Origin of the sequence: Micromonospora sp. NPDC048898 (genome assembly GCF_043198035.1) — a bacterium.
In the GTDB taxonomy this organism is placed as follows: Bacteria; Actinomycetota; Actinomycetes; order Mycobacteriales; family Micromonosporaceae; genus Micromonospora.
In genome coordinates, this window is the sequence record NZ_JBICUF010000004.1 from 343,075 (window position 1) to 361,785 (window position 18,711).

An 18,711-nucleotide genomic window follows, 5' to 3' on the forward strand; every position below is an offset into this window, starting at 1 on the left:
GGTCACGTGCGGACGGTGACAGGACGGACGGACCGGGTGGTGGTCGTCGGGGCCGGCCTGGGCGGGCTCGCCTGCGCGCTGCACCTGGCCGGCACCGGGCGACAGGTCACCGTGCTGGAACGCGAGCCGGTACCCGGCGGGCGAGCCGGCCGGCTCGCCGCGGACGGCTACGAGTTCGACACCGGCCCGACCGTGCTCACCATGCCCGACCTGATCGCCGAGGCGCTCGGCGCGGTCGGTGAGGAGCTGCACGACTGGCTCGACCTGACCCCCCTCGACCCGGCCTACCGGGCCTACTACCCGGACGGTTCGACGCTGGACGTGCTCACCGACACCACGCGGATGGCGGCCGAGATCTCCCGGGTCTGCGGGCCGCGCGAGGCCGACGGTTACCTGCGCTTCGTCGACTACGCGCGTGAGCTGTGGCGGCTGGAGCGGGCCGACTTCATCGAGCGTAACCTCGACGCGCCGACCGACCTGATCACCGGCAACCTCCTCAAGCTGCTCAGCGGCGGAGCCTTCCGACGCCTCCAGACGAAGATCAACCAATTCTTCCGGGACCCGCGTACCCAGCGGATCTTCTCCTTCCAGGCCATGTACGCCGGCCTCGCGCCGCACGACGCCCTCGCCATCTACGCGGTCATCGCGTACCTCGACTCGGTGGCCGGGGTCTACTTCCCGCGCGGCGGCATCCACGCGGTCTCCAGGGCCATGGCGGGCGCCGCCGAGAAGCACGGCGTGCAGATCCGGTACGACACGACGGTGACCCGGGTGGAGACGGCGAACGGCCGTGCCACAGGTGTGCTCACCGCCGACGGCGAACTGGTGCGGGCGGATGTCGTGGTGCTCAACCCCGACCTACCGGTCGCCTACCGGGACCTGCTCCCCACCGCGCCACGGCGTCGGCTCACCTACTCCCCGTCGTGCGTCGTTCTGCACGTCGGGTCCCGACAGGCCTATGCGAAGATCGCCCATCACAACATCCATTTCGGACGCGCGTGGAAGGGCACCTTCGATGAGGTCATCCGGCGGGGCGAGCTGATGACCGACCCGTCACTGCTGGTGACCAACCCGAGCCGGACCGACCCCTCGGTGGCCCCACCCGACCGGCACACCTACTACGTGCTCGCCCCGGTGCCCAACCTGCACCGGGCGCCGTTCGAGTGGCGCGGTGACCTGACCCAGCGCTACAGCGACCAGCTGATCGGCACGCTGGAGGAGCGCGGCTACGTCGGCTTCGGTGCCGGGGTCGAGGTGCTCCGGGCGATCACCCCGGCCGAGTGGGAGGAGCAGGGGATGGCCGCGGGCACCCCCTTCGCCGCCGCACACACCCTCTTCCAGACCGGCCCGTTCCGCCCGTCGAACCTGCACCGCGACCTGCCGAACGTGGTCTTCGTCGGCTCCGGCACCCAACCCGGGGTGGGTGTGCCGATGGTGCTCATCTCCGGCAAGCTCGCCGCCGGTCGAATCAGTGGGGAAGGTCGATGAGCAGCCGCGAGGAGCACCTTGTCGAGTTGGTCGACGACGCCGGCAAAGCCCACGGCGAGATGACCGTCGCCGCCGCACACCAACCCCCGGGGCACCTGCACCGGGCCTTCTCGGTGCTGCTCGTCGACCCGGACGGCCAGGTGCTGCTCCAACGCCGGGCCGCCGTCAAGACCCGGTTCCCGCTGCGCTGGGCCAACTCCTGCTGCGGCCACCCTCGGCCCGGCGAGTCCCTCGCCGAGGCGGCCAACCGGCGGCTGCGCGAGGAGTTGGGCGCGGGTCCGGTCGAGCTGACCGAGGTCGGCGTCTACGTCTACTACGCCGAGGACCCGGCCACCGGCCGGGTCGAATTCGAGTACGACCACGTACTGCGGGGTGATTTCCTGCCCGCGGCCCCGCTCCTACCGGACCCGGACGAGGTCGCCGAGTTGCGCTGGGCCGACCCCACCGCACTCGAAGCCGAGCTGGACCTCGACCCCCGGTCGTACGCCCCCTGGCTGGGCGGGGTGGTGAACCGGCTACTGCACCCCTCGGGCGCCACGTCGGGCGCATCCGATCCGGCCGTGACCCCGTCCGGATCGTCGGCGGATGACACGGCGGAGCGGTCGGGTGGTCGATGAGGCGCTGAGTGCGGGGGCTGTCGCACGCCGGCTGGGGGTCGCGGTGACGACCCTGCGCACCTGGCACCAGCGCTACGGGCTCGGGCCGAGCGAGCACATCCCCGGCCACCACCGCCGGTACACGCCCAAGGATCTGGCCCGCCTCGAGATCATGCGCCGCCTCACCGCCGAGGGGGTGAGCCCCGCCGAGGCCGCCCGCTGGGCTCGCCAGGCACCCGATCCGACGCCCACCGACACCGTCACCCCCGCTCGGATCCACCGACCCGGCCGGGGCGGCGGTGGAACCATCCCGGTGGGCCGTGCCGGGCCGGCAGCCCGCGGGTTGGCCCGGGCCGCCATGCGGCTGGACGCGGCGGCGATCAGCGAGACGATCGCGCACGCCCTGGCCGCCGACGGAGTCGTCGCCACCTGGGAAGGCCTGCTGCGCCCGGTCCTCACCGGCATCGGCGAACGCCACGCCGCCACCGCCGGCCTGATCGAGGTGGAACATCTGGTGTCCCGCTGCGTCTCGGAGGCCCTCGCGGCGGCCAGTCGGGCCAAGGTTCCCACCGGGCCGGCCCGCATCCTGCTCTCCTGCGCCGACGAGGAGCAGCACACCCTGCCGCTGGAGGCGTTGGCCGCCGCGCTCGCGGAGGCCGGGGTCAGCTACCGGACGCTCGGCGCCCGAGTGCCGGTCGCCGCCCTCCTCGAGGCGGTCAACCGGACCGGACCGGCCGCCGTGGTGCTCTGGTCGCACACCCGGGCCACCGCCGACCCGGCTCAGCTCAGCGCGCTCCTCGCGGCACCCCGTCGCCCGTTGCTGGTGCTCGCCGCCGGGCCGGGCTGGCGAGCCGACGCGCTGCCCGCCGGGGTGGTGCGGCCGATCGACCTGGCCGAGGCCGTCTCGCTCGCCGTCGCGGTCCGTGACTCGCTGGACCAGTCGAGGCGTGACTGACCGCACTGTCGCCCGTTTGCGGCGTGAACTACCGTCGGAGGCTCCGCCTACCCCGACCCCTCCGGGAGCCAGCAGATGCAAGCCCGCGCCGCCCTGGCGTTTGTCCTCGCCATGGCGCTGGTCTTGTCCGGCTGTGCCCAGCCGGACCGCACCATCACCCGCTCCAGCGCATCGCAGCCGGTGCGATCGGCCCCGCCCACCCCGCCGCACCCCACCGTCGCCAAGCCGCCCAAGCCTCCGCTGCGACCACTGCCGGCCAAGCTCCCCGCCGGCCTGCGTCGCACCACCGGCGCGCGCCCGGTGGTGTTGACCTTCGACGACGGGCCGAACCCGGCCTGGACGCCCAAGGTGCTCGACCAGCTGCGGGCCGCCAAGGTGACGGCCACCTTCTGTGTCGTCGGTCGCGAGGTGCAGCGTCACCCGGAGTTGGTCCGTCGGATCGTCCGCGAGGGCCACCAGCTCTGCAACCACAGTTGGCGGCACGACCTCGACCTGGCGCGGCGACCGGTCGCCGAGATCAGGGCCGACCTGGACCGCACCAACAGGGCCATCCAGGCGGCGGCTCCCGGGGCGAAGGTGTCCTACTACCGGCAACCGGGCGGCCGGTGGACGTCGGAGGTGCTGGGGGTGGCGAAGGACCTCGGGATGCGCCCCCTGCACTGGTCGGTCGACCCACAGGACTGGGACAAGCCGAGCGCCGCCACGATCGGCAAGCGAATCCACGCCGCCGCCGGCCCCGGTGCCATCGTGCTGCTGCACGACGGGGGCGGCAATCGGGCCGCGACGCTCGCCGCCTGCCCTCAGGTGATCGCCGATCTGAAGAAACGCTTCGGCATCGCCCGACTCAACTAGGACGTGTCGGTCGAGCCGAGCCGGAGTTCCGGCGGTGTCGTCTCCGGGCCGGCGCAGGCCGGCCAGCACCTTTGAAACACCCTTTGACCTGCGGTTACGCCCTGATCTCCGGGCACCCCGATACCGATTTTGTTCACCGACCTGGCATCACGTATGCTTTCCAAGCCTCCGGCGGGGCCGGATGGGAGCAAGTCCGCTTGAAGTTGCCAATGTGCAATGATGGCGGGGCCGCCCTCATCGTCTAGCGGCCCAGGACGCCGCCCTTTCAAGGCGGTAGCACGGGTTCGAATCCCGTTGGGGGCACGACCGGCGCAAGCCGGAGCAACACAAGCTAGGTCCTGTGGAGCAGTTGGAGTGCTCGCCGCCCTGTCAAGGCGGAGGTCGCGGGTTCAAGTCCCGTCAGGACCGCAGCGCTGACGCCGCGCCTCGCGCGGCGTTCTGCGTATCGGAGCATGTCGCCCTTGCCGCCGGTTCGTCCGGTTGCCGGGTAACATGGGCCGAGCAGTACGGCCAGGTAGCTCAGTTGGTACGAGCGTCCGACTGAAAATCGGAAGGTCGGCGGTTCGACCCCGCCCCTGGCCACATAGCCTTTCGCCGGGCTACAGAGGTCCCCACCAGCGGAAACGCAGGTGGGGATCTTGCTGTTGGGGCGCCTTTTTCACCGACGACCTTCGGCCGCCGGAATGTGATCCACTCCACTTCCCGAAAATCGGGGCATCCGGGCGTGTGCGGGATGCCCCGATTTTGCCAAAAACCGAGTCGATCATGAGTTGGTGGCGGGTGCGGCCGTGCGGCCGTGACGCTGTGCGGCGGTCAGCCGTCGCGGCCCTGCTGGCGGTGCTGCGCCATGCCGCTCTGGATCGCCTCCCACACGCTGCGCCCGGCCTGGCGCAGTGTCTCCCCTGCCTGCTCGGCGAACTGGGCCGCGCTCTGCGCTGCTGCCTGCGCCCCACCCAGCGGACCGCTGCCGCCGTCCCCATCTCCGGACGCGCTCGGGCGTGGGGCGGGCGACTGATCGGATTGGCTACGAGGCTGCGCGGTCGACGACCCCGCCGGGCCCTCGGTCCCCCGAGCCGCCCCGGCCGATCGCTGCCCACCGTCTGGGCCTGCCGATCGCGACCCATCACCCGGACCCGCTGGCCGCTGCCTATCACCGGGGTCGGCCGGCTGCTGCCCACCGCCGGGGCCTGCCGGCTGCTGCCTATCGCCGGGGCCTGCGGGGCGCTGCCCTTCGGGGTGGTGCCGCTCCCCGTGCCGCCGGCCTGCCGGATGACGGCCCTGCGTTCCGCCGGACTCCGGTCGTACCTGTTCCCCCGACGCAGGGCCACCGGCCCGAGAACCGGGTCCTCCAGCGCTGGGCCCCGGGCCACCAGCCTGAGGCGTGGCGCTTCCAACAGGCGGCCCCGAGCCCGGCCGCCCCATCCTCACCTGCTGGCCCGGCCCGTCGAGTAAGCCGCCGGGGCGGCGCGCCCCGACCGCCGTGGCCCCGGGGTCCGGCTGTGGTACCCCAGGGTTCACGTCGTCGAGGGCGGTGACAGCCGTTCGGGCGAGCGCCTCGATGAGCTGCGGGTTGTGGTCGAGTGTGTCGAGTGCCCGCCCGAGGATCATGGTCAACTGCTCCAACCGCACCCGCAGCTGCGCCTCGGCGTGCACCCCGTCGATGTCCAGCTCGGCGCCGCTCAGGTGCACCCGTACGCCGGCGTCGACCTGGATCAGGTTGGCCACCCGGGCCCGCAGCGACAGGTCGGCGTCCAGTCCGTCGACCGCCAGCCGGATCGAGTCGACGGAGACCCTCGGAATGTCGAGAAGGACATCCGGGTCCCCGTGGCCCGACTCCCGCTGCTGCGCGCTCTCGCTCATGCTCTCCCACCCGCCTGCACACACCGGCCCGGTCGTCCGGGCCGTTCGGCGCGGGTACCCGCTTTCCGGCGGAGCATCCCGTCCGTGAGGGATCGGCCACCCCGTGTCCGAAGCAGGCGCAACACCAAGCTGCACACGCGGGCATCAGACGGTATGGTCCGGGCCTATGGGACAGGAAAAAACTGATCCGGCCGACATCCGGCAGGACGGCGACCGGTTCTCCTTACGGTGCAGCCTCCGCGTCCCGGTGTCCGCCGAGCACGCGTTCGCGGTCTTCACCGACGAGTTGGCCGACTGGTGGGTCACCGAATACACCTGGTCCGGCCCGGACGCCCTCGCTGAGCTGGGCATGGAGCCGCGGACTGGCGGGATGCTCTACGAGATCGGCCCGTACGGCTTCCGCTCCGACTGGGGTCGGGTGCTCACCTGGGACCCGCCGCGCCGGTTGGTCTTCGTCTGGCAGATCGGCCCCGACCGGGCACCGGTGCCGGACCCGGCCCGCGCGAGCGAGGTCGAGGTGTTGTTCCATTCCGAAGGGCCGGAGCGCACCCGGGTCGAGTTGGAGCACCGGCACTTCGACAGGCACGGCGAGGCGGCCGAAGGATACCGCGAGGCGCTCACCGCCGGCTGGCACGAGCTGCTCACCCGCTACGTCGCGACGGTGTCGCGCCACCAGCCCACCACCTCCGCCTGACCCTCAGCGCCAACGGTCGCCGCAAGCCGAACCACCCGGCCCTCGCCCCCACACGCGGAGGCCGAGCCGACATCCGGCTGTTCTGGGCCGAGCCGGCACACGGTCACCGCAGGGCCCAGCCGGCACGGGCTTGTCAGCGGCCGAGTTGCCGTGCCCGGGCGGTGTCGCCACCGATGTCGCGACCACCCAGATGCGCATGGCGGCCAGCCTCCGCCCCCGACCCGAAGCCGGTGCCGCCCAGCCTGCGTGGCGGTGCGGTGCGCAGCCGCGGGTATTCCTCGGTGAGCCGCCGCTGCACCCGGTCGGACCGGTCAGCCAGCACCAGCGCCACCGACGGAGCCCCCGACTCGCTGGCCGCCGCCGTCTCCGCCGCCCAGAGTCGACCCCCGATCACCTCCGCGAAACCGGCCAACCAGGACCGGCGGAAGGCGGCGGGATGGTCGTCCGCGGGCACCTCGGTGGCGGCCAGGCCGTGCGCCGCCTGCACGAGCAGTGAGGTGAAGAGCAGGTCGACCCGTTCCAGGTCGCTGGCGAAGCCGAACAGGTGCAGCGTGAAGCCGTTGCCCTGCCGGCGGCGTACGCAGCGGCAGCGTAGTGGTTCGGCGACCGCGGCGAGCAGACCGACCTTGTCGCGGGCGTACGGGGCGACGATCTCCAGGACCCGGTCGCCGACCGGGTCGGTGGTCGGGTCACGGACGGCGAGCAGCGCTCGGTCCACGCCGTAACGGGCGATCAACTCGGTCGCCTTGGCGGTGAACGCCTCCGCCTCGGCGGGTGTGCAGGCTGGGTCCTCAGCCTGGGCGAGCAGCTTGCGCACCTTGCTCAGCATCGCCTCGGACATGGCTACAGAGCTATCACACGGGTCGGACACCACCGGGGTCGCGGGACGATCGCGTACCACGCGCTCCGAGTGGCCCGGCGGACGCCGCGGCCCGGCGGTCAGATCACTCGGCGCGGCTGCGCAGGGTGGCGATCGTCGAGCCGGCGAGGGTGAGGAGGCAGGCGGGGAGCAGCCCGTCGGCCGCCGCGGCGCCGAACAGCGCCTCGCCTGTCGGTTCGTCGCGATTGGCGTACGCGCTGACGAAGCGGGCCACCCAGCGGGTGTCGTAGTCGGCCTGGTCGATTCCCGGGAAGTCGAGCGCCGCTCCGCTGGCCGCTGGCGCGTCGCCGACCATCGTCGCGGCCAGGCACCAGGCCACCCCGTACGCGCCGCTGAGGCCGGCCCGGTCGACGACCGCGTCGAATGCTCCCACCACGGCGTCCCCATCCCCGGTCAGCGCCGAGTGGAGCACGGCGGTCGCGTCGTCGAACGTCTGCTGTGGTAGGTCCGTCACGCTGCGCACAGTAGGACGGGCGGTCAAGCGATCCGGATGACCGTCACTGTCCGTGTTCAACGCGAGCTACCTGCGCATTACGCCACCTCCACGGTCCCGCCGATGGCCCCGGCACGCTAATGTGCGCAGCGGACCTTCGCCGGAGGAAGGACGACCATGCTCGTATCACGCCGTTCGCGGGTGGCCACACTGGCTGCCTGCGCGACGATCCTGCTCGCCACAAGCGCCTGCGGGGATGACAAGGCCAAGGAGCCCAGCGCCCAACAGGTGCGCCTCTATGGCACGGACGGCAACATGCTCAACTCCTATCCAGCGGAGTTGAAGGAACGTGCAAGTCTCGTCGACGGAATGAAGGGCACCACGCCACTCGTTCCGCTGCCCGACGACTTCAAGAGCCGGCTACGGACCGTCAATCCGGCGCTGACGGACTACGTGTACTCCGCCGAGACGTACGACGCGGTGGTGGTCGCCGTGCTCGCCGCCCAACTGGCCGGGAGCACCGACCCGGCTGCCATCGCCAAGCAGATCGTCGCCGTGACCAACGACGGGCAGCGCTGCGAGGACGCGGCCAGTTGCCTCGCGCTGGCCCGTGCCGGGCAGGACATCGAGTACCGTGGCGTTTCGCTGACCCGGGCGGGCTTCACCGACAAGGGTGAGCCGGCCACCGCGAGCTACGCCACGCTGACCTTCGACGGGCAGCAGATCAACGACGGCAAGACCGAGTTCGTCGGTGCGGGCATCGAGTCGGCGGCGAGCACCAAGACGCCACCGAAGCCGAAGAAGCAGCGGCCGACCGCCGACCCCGACCAGAAGCCGCTGATCCTGGGCGGCCTGCTGCCGAAGACCGGTGACCTGGCGATCGCCTACCCGCCGATGGCGGCCGGTGCCGCGCTGGCGATCAGGGAGATCAACGCCGCCGGTGGCGCACTGGGCAAGCCGGTGACGTGGGTCGAGGGTGACGACGGCACCAGCCCGGTGGTGGCCAAGGCGACGGTGGCCAGGCACGTGACGGGCGGCGTCAGTGTGATCATCGGCGCGGGTGGTTCGGGCATCTCCCGGGCGGTGCTGCCGGACGTGGTGCAGGCCGGGAAGATCCTCTTCTCCCCGTCCAACACCGACAGCAGCCTGACCGACGTGGACGACGGTGGCCTCTACTTCCGCACCGCACCGCCGGACAGCCTCCAGGGCCGGGCGCTTGCCGACGTCATCCTCCGCGACGGATCGCAGAAGATCGTCATCGTCGCCCGCAAGGACTCCTACGGTGAGGGCCTCCAGGGCACGGTCCGCGACGAGTTGGAGAAGGCCGGCATCGCTGGTGACCGCCTCAAGCTGCTCACCTACGAGCCGCCCGCCGACGCCAAGGCTCCCCCGGTGGACTTCTCCGGTGGCGCCAAGGAGATCAAGGACTTCGGCGCGGACGCCGTACTGATCATCGGCTTCGGCGAGTCGGCCTCGGTGATCCGTTCGCTGGCCGACAGCGGAGTGCAGATCCGGCAGTAGCACCACCAGAAGCAGCAAACGGCCGCACCGGCGCGAGCGTCGGTGCGGCCGTTTCGTTTCCCGGAATCAGCGCGGCCGGCGGCGCTCCAGGAACTCGGTCATCCGCCGGTGCTTCTCCTCATCCTCGAAGAGCACCGCCTGGCTGACCAGATCGAGGTGGGGGTGCGCGGCGGCGGGCGCGTCCACCGCCAGTTTGGTCAACCGCAGCGCCAGCGACGAGCCCAGGGCGATCTCGTCCAGCAGCGCGTGGGCCACCGTGAGCAGCTCGTCGGGCTCGTCCACCACCCGGTTCACCAGGCCGATGCGCAGCGCCTCAGCGGCGTCCACCCGCCGCCCGGTGAACAGCAGCTCCTTGGCCCGGCCCTCACCGATCAACGCGGGTAGCCGGTGGGTCGCGCCAGCGCCGGCCAGGATGCCCAACCGCACCTCCGGCTGGCCGAAGACCGCCCGCGCCGTGCACACCCGCAAATCGCAGGCGTACGCCAGCTCCGCGCCACCGCCCAGCGCCGGGCCGTCGACGGCGGCCACCGTGGGCATCGGCAGCGCCCGGATCCGAGCGAAGGCGGCGGAGTTGATCGCGGCCAGGGCGTCCGTGCGGCCCCGCTCCCGGAGTTGGGCGATGTCGGCGCCACCGGCGAAGATGCCGGCCGTGCCACCGGTGAGCAGCAGCAGCCGGGGACGGGCCTCCAACTCGGCGCAGACCTGGTGCAGCTCGGCGATCAGGTCGGCGTCGATGGCGTTGCGCCTCTCCGGCCGGTCCAGGGTCACCACCAGCCGGTCCGGCCGCTCCTCGATCCGCAGCCCGGTCACTGCCCCGCCCACCTCTCGTTGGGGCTCGCGAGCGCGCTCACTGCTTGACCCCGTCGTTCCACAGGTAGAAGCCGTGCCCCGACTTCTTGCCCAGCCGCCCCTCGTCCACCATCTCCACGAGCAGCGGCGGCGGCGCGAAGCGGTCCCCGTACGCCGCCTGGAGGGTACGGGCGATGTCCAGCCGCACGTCGAGGCCGACCAGGTCGGTGAGCTCCAACGGCCCGATCGGGTGCCGGTATCCCAACACCATCGCCTTGTCGATGTCGGCGGGACTGGCCACCCCGTCGGCGACCATCCGGATCGCCTCCAGCCCGAGGGTCACCCCGAGTCGGGAGGTGGCGAAGCCGGGCAGGTCGCGTACGACGACGGGGTCCTTGCCCAACCGGCCGGCGAGTACGACGGCCGCGGCGGTGGTCTCCTCGGCGGTGGCCGGGCCGACCACGATCTCCAGGAGCGTCATCGCCCAGACCGGGTTGAAGAAGTGCAGGCCGAGGAAGCGCTCGGGCGCGTCCAGCCCGGCGGCCAGCTCACCGATGGCGATGCTGGAGGTGTTGCTGGCCAGCAGCGCCGGGCGCAGCGCAGCGGCGTCGCGCAGCACCGCCCGCTTCAGGTCGAGTCGCTCCGGCACCGCCTCCACGATCACGTCGGGGGCGGGGGCGACCTCGGCGAGCGTCGGGCGCAGCGTGACCCGCTGCCGGTGCGCGGCGGCCTCGTCGGCGCTCAGCTTCCCGCGCTGCACGGCTCGTTCCCACAGCTCGGCGAGCCGGTTCAGCGCCGTGGCGCCCCGCTCCGGATCCACCTCGACCACCTCGACGGCGTGCCCGGCTCCGGCCGCCACGTACGCGATGCCGAGTCCCATCGTGCCGGCACCGACGACCACGAAACGTCCGCCCATCACGCCTCCCTGTCCCAGCCGCCGGCGCGCGGGGTCCCCGCCACACCGAGCTGGTTGTCTCGCCCGTTCCGCTCGCTCATGGTGCGACCCTAGACAGCTCGACGACCCGGCCCATGCTTGGGGGAGCGCGGGATCGGGTAATGACGGCCCGTCAACCAAGGGAAGGAACCAGTCGACATGAGCCAGGCACCGGAGAGCGTCACCGACTCCGAGATCGTGGAGACCCGAGGCGACGAGCGGGTCGAGCTGCTGCGCGCCGACACCAACAACGACGGCAAGACCGACGTGTGGGTGGTGGACACCGACGGCGACGGCAAGGCCGACCTGTTCCAGTTCGACACCGATGGTGACGGCAAGGTGGACATCACCATGGTCGACATCGACGAGGACGGCACCCCGGACGAGGTGGTCGACGGCGACGGCGGCATGCCGCCCGAGGAGCTTCCCCCGACCGTCCAGGTCTGAGCTGTACGACGGCCCCTGCGCAGCGTCGCGCGGGGGCCGTCGCTCAGTCGGCGAGGCGCAGGGTGGCCAGGTAGTAGGGAGCGTCCCGGTCGTCCACATCGGTCAGCCGCCACCCCGTGCCGTGCACGAGTGCGGCGAACTCGTCAGCCGAACAGACCAGGTAGTCGAACCATTCGGTGCTCAGCTCGCGGTAGCGCAGCCGGAGCCGCAACTGCCCGCCGAGCCGGCCCCGACGGCGGTTGCGCTCGTGGTAGCCGGTGTGCAGCGGGTCGCGGGTGCCGTACGGGTCGGTGCCATGCGCGATGATCTGCGCGCCCGGCCGGGCCAGCGCGGCGAGCGCGGCCAGGAACCCGGGGGCACGCTGCCGGCCCTCGAACAGCCCGAGGTTGTTGCCGAGCAGCAGGAACGTGTCGTACCGGTGACCGTCGGCGACGTGCGTGTCCACGGTGCCGTGCACCACCCGTCGCACGCCGCGACGCCGGCTGACCGCCAGCGCCCCCGCGGAGGTGTCCAGCCCGGTGACCGGTATCCCGCGCTCCTGGAGCAGCAGCGCGATCCGGCCGGCGCCGGTGCCGATGTCGAGCGTCTCGCCGCGGACCCGGTCCACCGCCCGGTGGTCGTACGGCTGCCACTCCTGCGGCCCGTCCAGGTAGTGCGCGGCCGGCGCGCCGTTGATCAGCCCGTCGTCCCGCTCGATGATCTCGATGACCGGCCGCGGAAGTCGACCGCCGACCAGCGGCCGAGGGCCCACCCCGGTGGCCACGGCAAACGTGTCCCGCAGCAGCTCACCGACCACGTCACCGATTTGAGGCTCGCCCGTCACGGCGTTCACGCTATCCGGCCACTGGATTGCCCGCAGCGGTCGTATCCTGGCGGCGTGACCATGCTGGACCGGCTGTCCGCCGAGAAATACCTCCTGCTCACGACCTTCCGCAAGGACGGTCGGGCGGTGCCGACCCCGGTCTGGGCGGTCCGCGACGGCGAGGCTCTGGCGGTCTGGACCCGGGCCGACTCCGGCAAGGTCAAACGGATCCGCAACAACGGCGACGTGACCCTGGCGCCCTGCGACGTGCGGGGGCGTCCGCACGGGGCGGAGGTGCCGGCCCACGCGACGATCTGTGGCGGCGGTGACACCGGCCGGATTCGCGACCTGCTCAAGCACAAGTACCGCGTGATCGGCCGGTTGAGCCTGCTGGGCAGCCGGCTGCGCCGCGGCGAGGGCGGCACCGTCGGCATCCGCGTGACGCTGGCCGAGGGCCGGCGCTGAGGGCGACCCTGGCCGAGGGCCGGCGCTGAGGGCGACCCTGGCCGAGGGCCGGCGCTGAGGGCGGTCGGACCTCGGTCGGGCATGGAAAGGGGCGGCGGATCGAGATCCACCGCCCCTGACCGGAAAAATTGTGCCGCTCAGTCACCCTGCCGCTGCTGCGGGATCTGGCCCTGCAACAGCGCCCTGACCTCCGACTCGCGGTATCGACGGTGACCACCCAGGGTGCGGATGGCACTGAGCTTGCCCGCCTTGGCCCACCGGGTCACCGTCTTCGGGTCGACACGGAACATCGACGCCACCTCGGCCGGCGTGAGTAGCGGCTCTGGTTCGTGCGTTCGCGATGCCATCGGTCACTCCTCCACATGTATAGACATCGGCCGGGGTCCCGCCGGCCGACGCGTCTCCCATGGTCCGGCTAGTCCCCGATGTCCGACATGGGCCGAACGGATGAAGGTCCCTAGACGGACGGATGAACCATGCCCGATTTTTACGACTTTTACACGGCAGAAACCACCTTATTCGGACTCATGATCACGGTTCGTGATGCGTCAACTACGAGCACGCCTCACTTTGGGAGCGCTCCTACGGGCATTTGTCCTTAATTGCACCGCTCCAACAGCTGCACCGCGCGCCACCGGGCCACCAGCTTGTCGTACGCGGCGGACGCCTCCTCGGCCTCACCGCGCGACAGCCCCGCCAGGCCGTTGGCGACCAACTCGGGCGAGTCGTCCGCCGCGAGAGTCTCGTTGGAAAGAAGATCGACCAGGCCGCCGTAGTCCAGTTCGACAACCGATCGGGGATGGAACTCCTCCAGCCAGCGCGCCGCCTCCTCCACCGCCTCGGTGATCGGCGCCTCGCCCACCGACTTGCGCAACACCGACAGCGCCCGGGACGACCGACGGCGGGCCTTGGAGATCTCCGTGCGGTAGCGCAGCGCCCGTCGACCCGGCTCGGTGACCAGGTCCCGTTCGGCCGGCTCGAAGAGCACGAACCAGCGCAGCGGCACTCCCCACGTGGCGATCTGCTCGTGCACCCGGGGCACACCGTGCTCCAACACCCGGGCTCCGCTGCGCCAGTCGTCGACCACCGCCCTGGCCTGCCCGGCGAGCACCGGCGGCACGAAGGCGTCGGCGAGCACCGAGGGCACCCCGTCCCGAGCGCTGAGGGCGGCCTCAGCGACCCGGATCCGCAGGTTCCACGGGCAGACCAGCAGGCTGTCGTCCGTCTCCAGGACGTACGCCTCCTCCGGCAGGTCCGGCAGCCGGGTCCAGCCAGCGCCCAGCGCCTCGATCACCGCCGTCCGCTGCCGACCGGGACCCTCGACCGGGGCCACCGCCCGCCCCTCCGAGACATAGCGGCGCCAGTAGCTCTGCCGGTCTCGGTCGAAGGCGGTCAACGGTTCGTACACGCGCAGGTAAGAAGCGAAGAGCGACGGCACGGCGCGATCCTCCCACGAACCGCAGCCGTACGCGGTCAGCGGCCGGACCACGCGCGCCGCAACGTGGGACGGCGACGGCGCGTCGAGCACCGACAGGGCGGCCGATACTAGGCTCGATCACACCGGCAGCATCCCCGCCGGCGTCCGCCAGGTCCGCGTCCCACAAGGGCGCACACCACTCCAGGAGCCAACCATGGGCGTATTCGCCAGCACCGACGACCCGGTATCGACAGGTCACGAACAGGTCGTCTTCTGCCAGGACAAGCAGAGCGGCCTGAAGGCGATCATCGGGATCTACTCCACGGCCCTGGGGCCGGCGCTCGGCGGCACCCGCTTCTACCCGTACGCCAGCGAGGAGGACGCCCTCGCCGACGTGCTCGACCTGTCCCGCGGAATGGCGTACAAGAACGCGCTTGCCGGTCTGGACCTGGGCGGTGGCAAGGCCGTCATCTGGGGCGACCCGGAGCAGATCAAGAGCGAGGCGCTGCTGCGCGCGTACGGTCGCTTCGTGGAGTCGCTGGGCGGTCGCTACTACACCGCCTGCGACGTCGGCACGTACGTGGCGGACATGGACGTCGTGGCCCGGGAGACCCGCTACGTGACCGGGCGCAGCGTGGAGCACGGCGGCGCCGGTGACTCGTCGATCCTCACCGCCTGGGGCGTCTTCCAGGGCATGCGGGCGGCCGCCGAGCACCTCTGGGGCACCCCGAGCCTGCGGGGTCGGCGGGTCGGTGTGGCCGGGTTGGGCAAGGTCGGCAAGTACCTCACCGGGCACCTGCTCGACGATGGCGCCGAGGTGGTCGCCACCGACGTCAACCCGAAGGCGCTGGCCTGGGTGCGCACCAACCACCCGCAGGTCACCCTGATCGACGATTCCAGCACCCTGGCCGCCGCGGACATCGACGTGTACGCGCCCTGCGCGCTGGGTGGCGCTCTGAACGACGACACCGTGCCGGCGCTGCGCGCCAAGGTGGTGGCCGGTGCGGCCAACAACCAGCTCGCCCACCCGGGCATCGAGAAGCTGCTGGCCGACCGGGGCATCCTCTACGCGCCGGACTACGTCGTCAACGCGGGCGGCGTCATCCAGGTGGCCGACGAGATCGAGGGCTTCAACTTCGAGCGGGCGAAGCTGCGGGCGACCCGGATCTACGACACCACCCGCGAGATCCTGCGCATGGCCGACGCCGAGGGTGTGCCGCCGGCGGTGGCTGCCGACCGGCTGGCGGAGCGGCGGATGGCGGACATCGGCCGGCTGCGCGGGATCCACCTGCGCTGAGTATTCCCGGAGGCGGGTCGACCGGATCCGCCTCCGGGCCTCCGTGGCCGACGCGGGTGGGTAAGCTGAAGTCGGGTCAACTTTGATGCGGTTTGTCCGGTGTCACGGGTGCTAACCGATCCGCTCCTTACCCGGTACACTGGGTGACGGTCGGATCGACGCGACGCGCAGAGCCGGCTGACGGTAACCCGAGGTGCCGAACGATGGCATCCCCATGTACCGTAAGAGCCACGAGAGATGCCTGACGTCATCGGGGCCCGCCTTCGGGCTGCCCCGCATTCTGTGCGAGGGGGTCGAGCCATGGGGCGCGGCCGTGCTAAGGCCAAGCAGACGAAGGTGGCCCGGGAGTTGAAGTACCACTCCCCGAACACCGACCTCACCGCCTTGCAGCGCGAACTGGCGGGTGCTGGTAAGTCTGAGCACCACTTCGACGACGACTCTAAAGAGTTCGTCGACGACGATGATGAGGATCACGCGGACGACGATCCGGATCCCTGGGTCCGTCCGACCCGCTGACCTCTCGACGCAACTGAGCACGCGGCACTCCCGCGTGCTCACGCACGTCCTGTGCAGTTGCCGACGATCAGGGGCCTGACCCGACCGACACTCCGGTCGCTCGACAGGCCCCCGATCGCGGCTAACCTCAGCGTGGGCGGTTGTTCCAGTTGTAGAACGTCGGGATGTTCTCGAAGTGGTTCCAGGCGCAGACCGCGCTGGTGCCGTCGCCTCCCGAAACCTCGGAGCGCAGCCTCCGCGCGTCTTCGGCCTCCTGCAGCAGCGCGACGAGAGCAGGGCCCGCCTCCCGCACCCGTTCGGTGACGCCGTCGTCCGCTTCGCGCTCAGGGCGCCGGTGACTGGTGGTCTCGGGCATGCTCCAACACTCCCTCCAATAGGCGGATCTTGCTGTTGCGGCAGTGCTCTGTCTCGGTACCGTCAAAACGCCCCAGCTCGAAGTATCGGTTGGCGGCGTGGCCACCCCCGCAGAAGCCGAAGTACGGGCAGGAGGCCCGGCACGCCTCCACACCAGCCAGGAACTCGCCGACCCACGGCGTGGCCGACGCACCCGCGAGGATCTCCGCCAGTGGGGTCGTCAGCACGTTGCCGCTGCTGAAGTCGCCGTAGTGAGGGTCGGTGAAACCGCCCAACTCCGGGGACAGCACGATCACCGAGCCGTCGTGACCGATCGTCGGGATCGGATCCAGGTGACGGGGCAGCACCCCGTCGGTCGTGTCGTCGAGCACGGCCGCGGCGTAACGCAGCGACCACTCGATCTCGCGCAGGTGGATCCGGGGCTCCCGCCGCCAGGCCGCGACCAACTCGGCCCAGAAGCCGGTCACCGCCGCCGGGTCGTGGCTGTTGTCGCGGGTGTTGACCCCTTCGGTCTCCTCGATGTTGATGCCCAACACGTCGCAGCCCAGGTCGAGGAAGTAGTCGTACAGCTCGGTGGCCAGCCCCGGCTCCGGTCGGGAGACCACGGCCAGCGCGGAGAAGGGCAGGTCGTGCCGCCGCAGCGCGGCGACGCCCCGCAGGATCCGGTCGTACGCCGGCTGGCCACCCCGGTTGACGCGGTCACCGTTGCGTGCCCGCGGCCCGTCCACGCTCACGCTCACCCGCATCTCGTGCCGGGCGAAGAAGGCGCACCACTCGTCGTCGATCAACGTGGCGTTGGTCTGCACGTGATGCTCGACCTCGGGCCCGAACGGCGCCATCAGGTCGGCCAGGTGCTCCCGGCCGGCCGCCAGCGGCTCACCGCCGTGCCAGACCACCGAGAACCGGCCGGCCGTCGCCCAGGGGTTGACCGCCGCCGCGACCGCAGCGGCCACCGCCACCGGCATCCGCCGATCGAGGGCCCGAAACGGCAGATAACAATAAGCGCAGTCCAGGTTGCAGAGGGTGGTCGGCTGCATGACGACGTACGACGGGACGGCCGCCAGACCGCGCATCCCGCTGAACGCCTGCCCCCGTGCAGCCATCACCCTCCTCCGCCTAGCCTGAGCCCTTCAGGCTAGGCGGCATTGGCCACTTGGGTGAAGCCCGATCAGGTGCCCGTACGATCGCCAGCGCGATGATCAACCTCGGGTGTGCTGACCGACCATCTGCACGTTGCCGGTGCCCTCGATGATCTCGCCGGCCTGCCACGCCTCGACCCCACGGCCGGTCAGCGTGGCCAGCGCCCGGTCAGCGTCCTCGGCCGACACGATCGCGAACATGCCGACACCCATGTTGAAGGTCGACTCCATGTCGTGGTCGTCGATGCGACCCTTCGACTGGATCAGGTCGAAGATCGGCTGCGGCTTCCAGGTGGACCGGTTGACCACCGCGTCGACGTGCTCCGGCAGCACCCGGACCAGGTTGCCGGGGATGCCGCCGCCGGTGATGTGGGACAACGCCCGCACCTCGGCCTCGGCGATCAGCTTGAGGCAGTCCTTGGCGTAGATCTTGGTCGGGGTGAGCAGCTCCTCACCCAGGGTGCGCTGCCGACCGAAGTCGTCGATCACGATGTCCAGTCGCATCCGAGCCGCGCCGAGCAGCACGTGCCGGACCAGCGAGTAGCCGTTGGAGTGCAGGCCGGACGAGCGCATGGCGATCACCACGTCACCCACCTCGACCCGCTCCGGGCTGAGGATGTCGGCTTCCTCGACCACGCCCACACCGGTCGCGGAGATGTCGTACTCGTCCGGGCGGAGCACGCCGGGGTGCTCGGCGGTCTCTCCGCCCAGCAGCGCACAGCCGGCGTAACGGCAGCCGTCGGCGATGCCCGCGCCGATCTCGGCGACCTTGTCCGGGACGACCTCGCCGGTGGCGATGTAGTCGAGCAGGAACAGCGGCTCGGCACCACAGGCCACCAGGTCGTCCACGACCATCGCGACCAGGTCGATGCCGACCGTGTCGTGGATGTCCATCTGCTGGGCGATCACCAGCTTGGTGCCCACCCCGTCGGTGGAGGACGCCAGGATCGGGCTCTTGTACTTCTTCGTGTCCAGCCGGAACAGACCGGCGAACCCGCCGAGGTCACCCATCACCTCGGGGCGCCGGGTCTCGCGCACCTTCGACTTGAGCAGCTGCACCGCGCGATCTCCCGCGTCGATGGAGACTCCGGCGTCGGCGTACGAGACCGAGCGTTTGCGAGCCTGCCGGCCGGCACCGCCCGTCCAGGGCTGTCGGTCGCCGCCGGCGCCGGTCGGGCTGCTTCCTGCGCCGCTGCGCTCGGACACGTGCGTCACGGTTCTCCCCTTTGGTTCTCGGTGCCGCGCCGGCGGTGGCCGGGCCGCGCCGGTTGG

At 71.3% G+C, this 18,711-nt stretch carries 21 protein-coding genes and 3 tRNA genes; 13 read left to right on the forward strand and 11 right to left on the reverse strand.

Going from position 1 to position 18,711, the window contains the following annotated elements; translation table 11 throughout:
- The first annotated feature begins 6 nt into the window (after positions 1–6).
- The 7 genes from crtI (at position 7) to ACGFIQ_RS14630 (ending at position 4,473) form a co-directional block, all read left to right on the forward strand.
- A complete protein-coding gene (gene crtI, locus ACGFIQ_RS14600; protein ID WP_393243689.1) occupies positions 7–1,488 on the forward strand; it encodes a phytoene desaturase family protein in 1,482 nt (493 codons plus the stop codon).
- Entirely contained in the window at positions 1,485–2,105 is a 621-nt protein-coding gene (gene idi / locus ACGFIQ_RS14605; RefSeq protein ID WP_393243691.1) for an isopentenyl-diphosphate Delta-isomerase, read from the forward strand. The genes crtI and idi overlap by 4 nt, the downstream gene beginning before the upstream one ends.
- Positions 2,095–3,039, forward strand: a complete 945-nt coding sequence (locus tag ACGFIQ_RS14610) for a MerR family transcriptional regulator (protein ID WP_393244025.1) — start codon at positions 2,095–2,097, stop codon at positions 3,037–3,039. The genes idi and ACGFIQ_RS14610 overlap by 11 nt, the downstream gene beginning before the upstream one ends.
- A 75-nt stretch (positions 3,040–3,114) precedes the next feature.
- Entirely contained in the window at positions 3,115–3,891 is a 777-nt protein-coding gene (locus tag ACGFIQ_RS14615) for a polysaccharide deacetylase family protein (protein WP_393243693.1), read from the forward strand.
- A 230-nt stretch (positions 3,892–4,121) separates the two neighbouring features.
- Positions 4,122–4,194: transfer RNA gene (locus ACGFIQ_RS14620), tRNA-Glu, on the forward strand.
- 31 nt (positions 4,195–4,225) lie between these two features.
- Positions 4,226–4,299: transfer RNA gene (locus tag ACGFIQ_RS14625), tRNA-Asp, on the forward strand.
- Positions 4,300–4,399: 100 nt separating this feature from the next.
- Positions 4,400–4,473: transfer RNA gene (locus ACGFIQ_RS14630), tRNA-Phe, on the forward strand.
- Positions 4,474–4,704: 231 nt separating this feature from the next.
- On the opposite strand, the gene ACGFIQ_RS14635 is transcribed toward ACGFIQ_RS14630, so the two are convergent.
- A complete protein-coding gene (locus ACGFIQ_RS14635; RefSeq protein ID WP_393243695.1) occupies positions 4,705–5,751 on the reverse strand; it encodes a hypothetical protein in 1,047 nt (348 codons plus the stop codon).
- A 166-nt stretch (positions 5,752–5,917) separates the two neighbouring features.
- Here ACGFIQ_RS14635 and ACGFIQ_RS14640 point away from each other — a divergent pair, with 166 nt between their 5' ends.
- Positions 5,918–6,445 carry an SRPBCC family protein gene (locus ACGFIQ_RS14640; protein WP_393243696.1) on the forward strand — a complete coding sequence of 176 codons (528 nt, stop codon included), beginning with the start codon at positions 5,918–5,920 and terminating at the stop codon, positions 6,443–6,445.
- 133 nt (positions 6,446–6,578) lie between these two features.
- Here the strand turns inward: ACGFIQ_RS14640 and ACGFIQ_RS14645 are convergent, their stop codons facing one another.
- Positions 6,579–7,286, reverse strand: a complete 708-nt coding sequence (locus ACGFIQ_RS14645; RefSeq protein ID WP_393243698.1) for a DUF2786 domain-containing protein — start codon at positions 7,284–7,286, stop codon at positions 6,579–6,581.
- Positions 7,287–7,389: 103 nt separating this feature from the next.
- Positions 7,390–7,779: a hypothetical protein gene (locus tag ACGFIQ_RS14650; protein WP_393243700.1), complete on the reverse strand. Its 390-nt coding sequence runs from the start codon at positions 7,777–7,779 to the stop codon at positions 7,390–7,392.
- Between the two features lie 156 nt (positions 7,780–7,935).
- Between ACGFIQ_RS14650 and ACGFIQ_RS14655 the strand changes: the two genes are divergently transcribed.
- Complete coding sequence (locus ACGFIQ_RS14655; protein ID WP_393243702.1) at positions 7,936–9,279, forward strand: ABC transporter substrate-binding protein; 1,344 nt, start codon at positions 7,936–7,938, stop codon at positions 9,277–9,279.
- A gap of 66 nt (positions 9,280–9,345) precedes the next feature.
- On the opposite strand, the gene ACGFIQ_RS14660 is transcribed toward ACGFIQ_RS14655, so the two are convergent.
- Both ACGFIQ_RS14660 and ACGFIQ_RS14665 read right to left on the reverse strand, forming a co-directional pair.
- Positions 9,346–10,089 carry an enoyl-CoA hydratase/isomerase family protein gene (locus ACGFIQ_RS14660; RefSeq protein WP_393243704.1) on the reverse strand — a complete coding sequence of 248 codons (744 nt, stop codon included), beginning with the start codon at positions 10,087–10,089 and terminating at the stop codon, positions 9,346–9,348.
- 37 nt (positions 10,090–10,126) lie between these two features.
- Positions 10,127–10,984 (reverse strand): 3-hydroxyacyl-CoA dehydrogenase family protein, encoded by an 858-nt coding sequence (locus ACGFIQ_RS14665; protein ID WP_393243706.1) that lies wholly within the window; start codon positions 10,982–10,984, stop codon positions 10,127–10,129.
- A gap of 177 nt (positions 10,985–11,161) precedes the next feature.
- Between ACGFIQ_RS14665 and ACGFIQ_RS14670 the strand changes: the two genes are divergently transcribed.
- Positions 11,162–11,449: a hypothetical protein gene (locus tag ACGFIQ_RS14670; RefSeq protein WP_393243708.1), complete on the forward strand. Its 288-nt coding sequence runs from the start codon at positions 11,162–11,164 to the stop codon at positions 11,447–11,449.
- Between the two features lie 43 nt (positions 11,450–11,492).
- Here the strand turns inward: ACGFIQ_RS14670 and ACGFIQ_RS14675 are convergent, their stop codons facing one another.
- On the reverse strand, positions 11,493–12,272 hold the full coding sequence (locus tag ACGFIQ_RS14675) for a methyltransferase domain-containing protein (RefSeq protein WP_393243710.1): 780 nt from the start codon (positions 12,270–12,272) through the stop codon (positions 11,493–11,495).
- 54 nt (positions 12,273–12,326) lie between these two features.
- Between ACGFIQ_RS14675 and ACGFIQ_RS14680 the strand changes: the two genes are divergently transcribed.
- Positions 12,327–12,716: a PPOX class F420-dependent oxidoreductase gene (locus ACGFIQ_RS14680; protein WP_357068919.1), complete on the forward strand. Its 390-nt coding sequence runs from the start codon at positions 12,327–12,329 to the stop codon at positions 12,714–12,716.
- 137 nt (positions 12,717–12,853) lie between these two features.
- Here the strand turns inward: ACGFIQ_RS14680 and ACGFIQ_RS14685 are convergent, their stop codons facing one another.
- Both ACGFIQ_RS14685 and ACGFIQ_RS14690 read right to left on the reverse strand, forming a co-directional pair.
- A complete protein-coding gene (locus ACGFIQ_RS14685) occupies positions 12,854–13,063 on the reverse strand; it encodes a BldC family transcriptional regulator (protein ID WP_007073996.1) in 210 nt (69 codons plus the stop codon).
- 251 nt (positions 13,064–13,314) lie between these two features.
- Positions 13,315–14,154, reverse strand: coding sequence for a hypothetical protein (locus ACGFIQ_RS14690; RefSeq protein ID WP_393243712.1), 840 nt, complete (start codon positions 14,152–14,154; stop codon positions 13,315–13,317).
- A gap of 193 nt (positions 14,155–14,347) precedes the next feature.
- Here ACGFIQ_RS14690 and ACGFIQ_RS14695 point away from each other — a divergent pair, with 193 nt between their 5' ends.
- Both ACGFIQ_RS14695 and ACGFIQ_RS14700 read left to right on the forward strand, forming a co-directional pair.
- Positions 14,348–15,430: a Glu/Leu/Phe/Val dehydrogenase gene (locus tag ACGFIQ_RS14695; RefSeq protein WP_393243714.1), complete on the forward strand. Its 1,083-nt coding sequence runs from the start codon at positions 14,348–14,350 to the stop codon at positions 15,428–15,430.
- Between the two features lie 300 nt (positions 15,431–15,730).
- Positions 15,731–15,946 (forward strand): DUF3073 domain-containing protein, encoded by a 216-nt coding sequence (locus ACGFIQ_RS14700; protein WP_030332207.1) that lies wholly within the window; start codon positions 15,731–15,733, stop codon positions 15,944–15,946.
- A 127-nt stretch (positions 15,947–16,073) separates the two neighbouring features.
- Here the strand turns inward: ACGFIQ_RS14700 and amcA are convergent, their stop codons facing one another.
- The 3 genes from amcA to purM all read right to left on the reverse strand — a co-directional run bounded on the left by amcA (position 16,074) and on the right by purM (position 18,654).
- Positions 16,074–16,301: a multiple cyclophane-containing RiPP AmcA gene (gene amcA, locus ACGFIQ_RS14705; protein WP_357068924.1), complete on the reverse strand. Its 228-nt coding sequence runs from the start codon at positions 16,299–16,301 to the stop codon at positions 16,074–16,076.
- The gene (amcB, locus tag ACGFIQ_RS14710) at positions 16,270–17,373 is read right to left on the reverse strand and encodes a cyclophane-forming radical SAM peptide maturase AmcB (RefSeq protein WP_393244027.1); all 1,104 of its coding nucleotides are present in this window, start codon (positions 17,371–17,373) and stop codon (positions 16,270–16,272) included. The genes amcA and amcB overlap by 32 nt, the downstream gene beginning before the upstream one ends.
- 126 nt (positions 17,374–17,499) lie before the next feature.
- Positions 17,500–18,654, reverse strand: a complete 1,155-nt coding sequence (purM, locus tag ACGFIQ_RS14715; RefSeq protein ID WP_357068926.1) for a phosphoribosylformylglycinamidine cyclo-ligase — start codon at positions 18,652–18,654, stop codon at positions 17,500–17,502.
- Between the last annotated feature and the right edge of the window lie 57 nt (positions 18,655–18,711).

Coding starts and splice junctions, on each gene's coding strand:
- idi (WP_393243691.1), top strand. CDS start 1,485: ATGAGCAGCCGCGAGGAGCACCTTGTCGAGTTGGTCGACGACGCCGGC.
- ACGFIQ_RS14615 (WP_393243693.1), top strand. CDS start 3,115: ATGCAAGCCCGCGCCGCCCTGGCGTTTGTCCTCGCCATGGCGCTGGTC.
- ACGFIQ_RS14635 (WP_393243695.1), bottom strand. CDS start 5,751: ATGAGCGAGAGCGCGCAGCAGCGGGAGTCGGGCCACGGGGACCCGGAT.
- ACGFIQ_RS14640 (WP_393243696.1), top strand. CDS start 5,918: ATGGGACAGGAAAAAACTGATCCGGCCGACATCCGGCAGGACGGCGAC.
- ACGFIQ_RS14645 (WP_393243698.1), bottom strand. CDS start 7,286: ATGTCCGAGGCGATGCTGAGCAAGGTGCGCAAGCTGCTCGCCCAGGCT.
- ACGFIQ_RS14655 (WP_393243702.1), top strand. CDS start 7,936: ATGCTCGTATCACGCCGTTCGCGGGTGGCCACACTGGCTGCCTGCGCG.
- ACGFIQ_RS14665 (WP_393243706.1), bottom strand. CDS start 10,984: ATGGGCGGACGTTTCGTGGTCGTCGGTGCCGGCACGATGGGACTCGGC.
- ACGFIQ_RS14670 (WP_393243708.1), top strand. CDS start 11,162: ATGAGCCAGGCACCGGAGAGCGTCACCGACTCCGAGATCGTGGAGACC.
- ACGFIQ_RS14685 (WP_007073996.1), bottom strand. CDS start 13,063: ATGGCATCGCGAACGCACGAACCAGAGCCGCTACTCACGCCGGCCGAG.
- ACGFIQ_RS14695 (WP_393243714.1), top strand. CDS start 14,348: ATGGGCGTATTCGCCAGCACCGACGACCCGGTATCGACAGGTCACGAA.
- ACGFIQ_RS14700 (WP_030332207.1), top strand. CDS start 15,731: ATGGGGCGCGGCCGTGCTAAGGCCAAGCAGACGAAGGTGGCCCGGGAG.
- amcA (WP_357068924.1), bottom strand. CDS start 16,301: ATGCCCGAGACCACCAGTCACCGGCGCCCTGAGCGCGAAGCGGACGAC.
- amcB (WP_393244027.1), bottom strand. CDS start 17,373: ATGCGCGGTCTGGCGGCCGTCCCGTCGTACGTCGTCATGCAGCCGACC.